This is a genomic window from Halobacillus sp. (assembly GCF_049282395.1).
GTDB lineage: Bacteria > Bacillota > Bacilli > Bacillales > Halobacillaceae > Halobacillus.
Genome location: NZ_JBAPTY010000247.1, coordinates 1 through 5,303 on the forward strand (window position 1 = coordinate 1; position 5,303 = coordinate 5,303).

The 5,303-nt window shown below is 42.4% G+C and carries 5 protein-coding genes; 1 reads left to right on the plus strand and 4 read right to left on the minus strand.

Annotated elements, in window-relative coordinates; translation table 11 throughout:
• Positions 1–256: 256 nt before the first annotated feature.
• The 4 genes from WAM07_RS10585 to WAM07_RS10600 all read right to left on the minus strand — a co-directional run bounded on the left by WAM07_RS10585 (position 257) and on the right by WAM07_RS10600 (position 4,368).
• Positions 257–1,303 carry a Gfo/Idh/MocA family protein gene (locus WAM07_RS10585; RefSeq protein ID WP_422166686.1) on the minus strand — a complete coding sequence of 349 codons (1,047 nt, stop codon included), beginning with the start codon at positions 1,301–1,303 and terminating at the stop codon, positions 257–259.
• Between the two features lie 26 nt (positions 1,304–1,329).
• A complete protein-coding gene (locus WAM07_RS10590) occupies positions 1,330–2,310 on the minus strand; it encodes a Gfo/Idh/MocA family protein (protein ID WP_422166688.1) in 981 nt (326 codons plus the stop codon).
• Positions 2,311–2,627: 317 nt separating this feature from the next.
• Positions 2,628–3,407 (minus strand): ABC transporter permease, encoded by a 780-nt coding sequence (locus tag WAM07_RS10595; RefSeq protein ID WP_422166690.1) that lies wholly within the window; start codon positions 3,405–3,407, stop codon positions 2,628–2,630.
• Positions 3,397–4,368 carry an ATP-binding cassette domain-containing protein gene (locus WAM07_RS10600; protein ID WP_422166691.1) on the minus strand — a complete coding sequence of 324 codons (972 nt, stop codon included), beginning with the start codon at positions 4,366–4,368 and terminating at the stop codon, positions 3,397–3,399. The genes WAM07_RS10595 and WAM07_RS10600 overlap by 11 nt, the downstream gene beginning before the upstream one ends.
• Positions 4,369–4,665: 297 nt before the next feature.
• On the opposite strand from WAM07_RS10600, the gene WAM07_RS10605 reads away from it, so the two are divergent.
• The gene (locus tag WAM07_RS10605; protein ID WP_422166693.1) at positions 4,666–4,920 is read left to right on the plus strand and encodes a hypothetical protein; all 255 of its coding nucleotides are present in this window, start codon (positions 4,666–4,668) and stop codon (positions 4,918–4,920) included.
• Positions 4,921–5,303 lie beyond the last annotated feature (383 nt).

A 5,303-nucleotide genomic window follows, 5' to 3' on the forward strand; every position in this document is an offset into this window, starting at 1 on the left:
AATAAAGTTGGGTTGATGGGGAAATGGCGAGACTCCCATGGGAGAAGGAACTAGGTGAGATCCCGCAGGGAGTGAAACGAGCGAGGAAGCTCAACGTTCCCCCATAGGAAAGCGAGTTATTTCCCCAACAGCCCTTCTCCATACAACATAACGGATCCAAATTATCTCGAAACTGAGTCTTCAACTATACGGCCCTTTTGTGGAAGAATAAACCCTGAAAATCAATCACAAAAGTTGAACATAGCCTTCATTAAGTTCAGTTTATATTCACAGCTTCTCCTGTTTTGGCTGAGTCGTAAAGAGCCTGGATAATTTGCTGGATCCGCACTCCTTCTGATGGTGTACTTAATGGTTGTTTGTTATGAAGAATACATTCTATAAAATCATGAATGAGGTATTCGTTTGCATCTCGTTTTTCTACATAGGCAGGGGTTGTATCCACCAGGGTATCGTATTTTTCCTGGAAGATTTTTAATGGAAAAAGATCTGCTCCGCCCTCGTCACCTATTACGGATACTTTTTTGCTGCTCAGCTCTTCTACGTTCGCGGCAAAAGTAGATTCAAACATAAGAGAAGAACCGTTTTCAAACGTAATCATTCCCCTTGCCATATCTTCTACCGAAAAGTTTTCATAATCCCATTCACCCATTAAGCCTACTCCCGGACGCTGACCAATCTTTTGATAAGTAGCCCCTAAAACCGTTTTAGGCACTGGATATCCCATTAAATATAAGGCTGTATCAAGCATATGAACACCATTATCGATAAGTGTTCCTCCGCCCTGAAGTTCTTTATTTGTGAATACGCCCCAGCCCGGAATTCCTCTTCTCCGGTTATAATGCGTCTGGGCTGCATAAATTTCGCCTAATTCATGACCATCAATGTATTTCTTTAACGTCTCCACCTCAGGTTGAAAGCGGAAATGAAAACCATAGGTTAAAAATTTTCCAGCCTTTTCTGCTTCTAACGTCATCTTCTCGGCTTCCTCTACCGTCATTGCCGGCGGTTTCTCACAAAGCACGTGGCATCCGGCCTGTAGAGCTGCAATCGCTTGAGAGGCGTGGAATTTGTTTGGGGTACAAATGCTGACAGCATCCAGTTCCTGTTCTTCAAGCATCTGTTGCTCATCTTCATAGGCATGGGGGATCGAAAACTCTTCTGCACATTCTACAGCTTTATCTTTATTATGGTTAGCCACAGCTATAACCTCAGCCTCCTGACCATAGCTCTGGTAACTCGGAATATGAGCACTTCTGGCAATTCCACCCGCTCCAATAATTCCAATTCGAATGGGTTGTGGCATTTAAATCCTCCTATTAGGATGCTTGTTTATTTCTGATAGTAACCTTTGACCAGTTCATCCATTACACGATTTGTACGTAAAGCGGTCTCTCCCGTACTTGGGGAGCTCCCTTTACCTGTCAGTTCATCTACAATCTCCTGAATGAGATGCTGTTGAATATGTTTGGGCCGTTCAATAATAAATTGTTTAGTATCTGATTCTTTAATAAGTGTAACCGGTTTTTCATCAAAGGAAGAAAAAGTGATCTCCCCTTTGGAGCCTACGATTCGATTGAGATCTTCATTTTTGTAAGAAGAAAAATTCCAGACACCATTTCCGATTACGCCGCTCTCAAAAAGGAAGGTTCCGCTTACAATATCCTCTGCCGGATAGGCTTTCGCCTGGTTGGACGCGATCCCTTTTGCCTCTTTAATAGGGCCGAGTAAATAATCAACCAAATCCAATGTATGAGAGGCTACATCATAAAACAAACCTCCACCGCTTACTTCAGGCTGAACCCTCCAGGGCAGGTTATTGTTCTCATCTTTTTCAACTAATTTTTGGGTCTGCTGTATGGAAACAAAACGAATGTCCCCAATTTCATTATGGTCGAGAAGTTCTTTTACTTTTAAAAAACGAGGGAGTGAGCGTCTGTAAAAGGCTACATACAGAGGCACTTGATGTTGATTACATGCTTCTATCATTTCCCTGCATTCGTCTACATTTAAAGCCATTGGTTTTTCAACATAGACAGGCTTGCCTGCTTCAGCTGCCTTCAGCGTGTACTCTTTATGAGAGGCTGGAGGCGTTGCAATATAAACAGCATCCACATCAGGATCGTTGATTAAATCGTCGGCTTGATCATACCACTTGGGAACACCATGACGGTCAGCGTAGTCTTTTGCTAAATCTCCGTTCCTCCGCATCACCGCTTCCAATGAACTGTTTTCTGCTAAATCAAACGCAGGTCCGCTTTTTACTTCAGTAACATCGCCGCATCCGATAATTCCCCATCTTACTTTTTCCATTGTTAGTCTCCTCTTCTCGAGAATATAGTATATCTTTTTCACCTAAATTCTCTTTATAAAACAATTTTTTGGATATTCAAGAATATCTTTATAATCAATCTTAAAGTGTTTATACACCATAGATTTTTATTCCAATAAAATAAACTGGATGCTCTTCATCCACCCAGCAAATATGTAAAAAATACGTTCTATCCATATCCTGACCATCAGGAACAAGAAAAGAGCAAGCCTCGTCAAAGGACTTTGCTCTTTCTTGTCAAACTTCCATATAAATATCGAATTAGAAGCGCACGGAAGATTAATGCACTATCATTAATTTATCCGCGTGATACAGCCTTCTTAGCTGATATCGCCGCGAAGGTAATCGTAATTGTGCAGGCGATCACGATGGCAATAACTCCCTGCATCAAATCCCAGAAGATCCACCCATCAATTAAGACCGTCCGCATACTTTCAAATATATATGTGGTCGGGTTAATGGTCGCGGCTACTTTCAGCCACTGAGCTTCAATTAACTCGTAAGGGACAAAGGTTGTGCTTAAAAAGATAAGCGGGAAAAAGATAAACGTTCCTGCCTGAGCGGCCTGAGCATTCTTCGTACGAAGTGCAACTCCTGCAGAATAGCCGGCGAATGCAAGCCCCCATCCAATTGCAATTAACAATACAAACAGAATACCTCCAAAGCCTGTTTCCACTTCCAAGCCCAGCAGAAATGCAATCCCTATGATCAATAAGGTTTGGATAAATAACTGAAGCATTCCCGCAATAATAGGACCGAGGACAATAGCAAGTCTCGAAGCAGGGGTAAGCAACAACCTAGAGAAAAATCCGTTCTCAATGTCTTTCACGATTCCCTGCCCGGCTCCTCCAGCTCCCCCAATTGCAGCGGACACAATAGAAACGGGAAGGATAAAGGCTAGATAGTTAGCTCCTTCAAACATGGGCAGCTGCGATATTCCGCTTAATCCCCCTTCATATACTAATAGAAAGAAAGCGGAGATCATTAAGTTTGGAATAAAAGAAAAAGGGTTTCTAAGCGTCGTCTTAATACTTCGGAGTGTGATCAGCCATGTATCTTTCCATACACTATTCCCCATGAACTTCCCCCTCCTTTTCAGCCTGTTCACTTGTAATTTTCAAGAATATGTCATCCAGAGTAGGTGAAGATAAATTAACAGTAGCCACTTCAATATTCTCTTGGTCTAATAGCCTCACGAGTTCCAACAATTGCTTCGTGCCATCTTCTACATAAACGGTCAACTTACGGTTTTGCAGGATCACGTCGCTTGGATCCATATGCTCCTTCAGAATTCTTTCTGCTTTTTCTTCCTCTTCTCTGCTTGTAAAAGTCAAAGCGATTAGATCATTGCCTATTTGAGCCTTAAGCTCTCTCGGAGTTCCCGTGGCTACAATTTCACCATCATTAATGATACTGATTCGATGAGCAAGGGAATCCGCTTCCTCTAAATACTGGGTCGTAAGAAAAATCGTAGTTCCATTTTCTTCATTTAAACGGCGCAGCTCTTTCCAAATAGCCATTCGATTGGATGGATCGAGACCTGTGGTCGGCTCATCTAAAAATAAAATCTTAGGCTCGTTTACAAGCGTAAGAGCTAAATCGAGCCTTCTTCTCATTCCTCCCGAGTAGTTGCCGATTCGCCGCTCGGCCGAATCCGTTAGCTGTACAATGTTCAGCAGTTCTTCTGCTCTTTTCTTAGCCTCAACCTTTGAAAAACCAAAGATGTTAGCTTGAAGTTCGATCAGTTCCCGACCGGTAAGATCCGGGTCAACTCCTGTTTCCTGGAGAGCTACCCCAATATATCTTCTTACTTTCTCCGGTTCTCGAATCACATCGTGCCCGGCTACTGTTGCCTTTCCGCCTGTTGCGTTAATTAAAGTGGTCAAAATTTGTACCGTTGTAGATTTGCCAGCTCCGTTCGGGCCCAGAAATGCGAAAAATTCTCCGTCTTCCACAGTAAACGAAACATCTTTCACCGCCTGGACATTCCCTTTCTTGAAGGTCTTAGATAAATGTTCAACTTCAATCTTCCCATTCACAGCTATCACTCCCCCTAAAATTTTCGGCACTAGTGTCAAAAAAATGCTTACCTTAAAGATAACGAATTTCACCTGAAATTTCATCTAATTGTTATCCAGGATTACACATCGAATGATTTTTCTCATACGATAAAGAACTAGTACGTTTGAAGGTTAATGGATCAGGGAATTCATCACTTCATTTAAAAAAACTAGAATCCACCAATACTAGACATCATTCCCTGTTGATCCAGTATTTAGAGGGTGGTACGATTAGTAAAATTAGAAATTACCTAACTATTTACAGGAGGTGATAACTTGAATTCAGAAATGCTTCAGACCTATTCCTGGATCCTTCCGAGCTTAACGATCATCCTGCTTCTGACGCTGATTGGATCTTACTATGGATTTAAACATCAGAGGTTCAGTCTGATGATCGCAACCGGGATGATGCAAACCATTATAAGTCCATTAATGCCTGCAGCTGTTGGGCCTATTGTACTCGGCCTTGGTATTACGCAATTTTATATAGGTATGGTTAACCTTAGAAGAACGCAGCCTGCCAAAGAATAAGAGATGAGTATCTTAAAGATACATCATCTTTTTTTGTTTTCCGGAGAGGTTTTTAATAACTACCCTTTATTTACGACTCTGTGAAATATCCATGTTGATTCTACAGATAAGCTCCCGTTTATTGAAGACTTGATTTCGAGATATTTGTATTGAGCGGAAGGTCCTCCGGGGGACGATTTCGCTTTCCGCGGGCATGTGCTGAGCTTCCTCGGGCTTAACAGCCCTGCGGGATCTCACCGATCATGTTCATCCCGCGGGAGTCTTCATCGTCCCCCTCCGGACCCGGCCGAATGAGAGACTCGAAACGGGTTCGTCCTTCATCCGCTGATAAGAAGTAACCATATGGGCGTAAATACTTTTTCAGGCTGGAACTATGCGAGAAA

Coding starts and splice junctions, on each gene's coding strand:
- WAM07_RS10585 (WP_422166686.1), bottom strand. CDS start 1,303: ATGCCACAACCCATTCGAATTGGAATTATTGGAGCGGGTGGAATTGCC.
- WAM07_RS10590 (WP_422166688.1), bottom strand. CDS start 2,310: ATGGAAAAAGTAAGATGGGGAATTATCGGATGCGGCGATGTTACTGAA.
- WAM07_RS10595 (WP_422166690.1), bottom strand. CDS start 3,407: ATGGGGAATAGTGTATGGAAAGATACATGGCTGATCACACTCCGAAGT.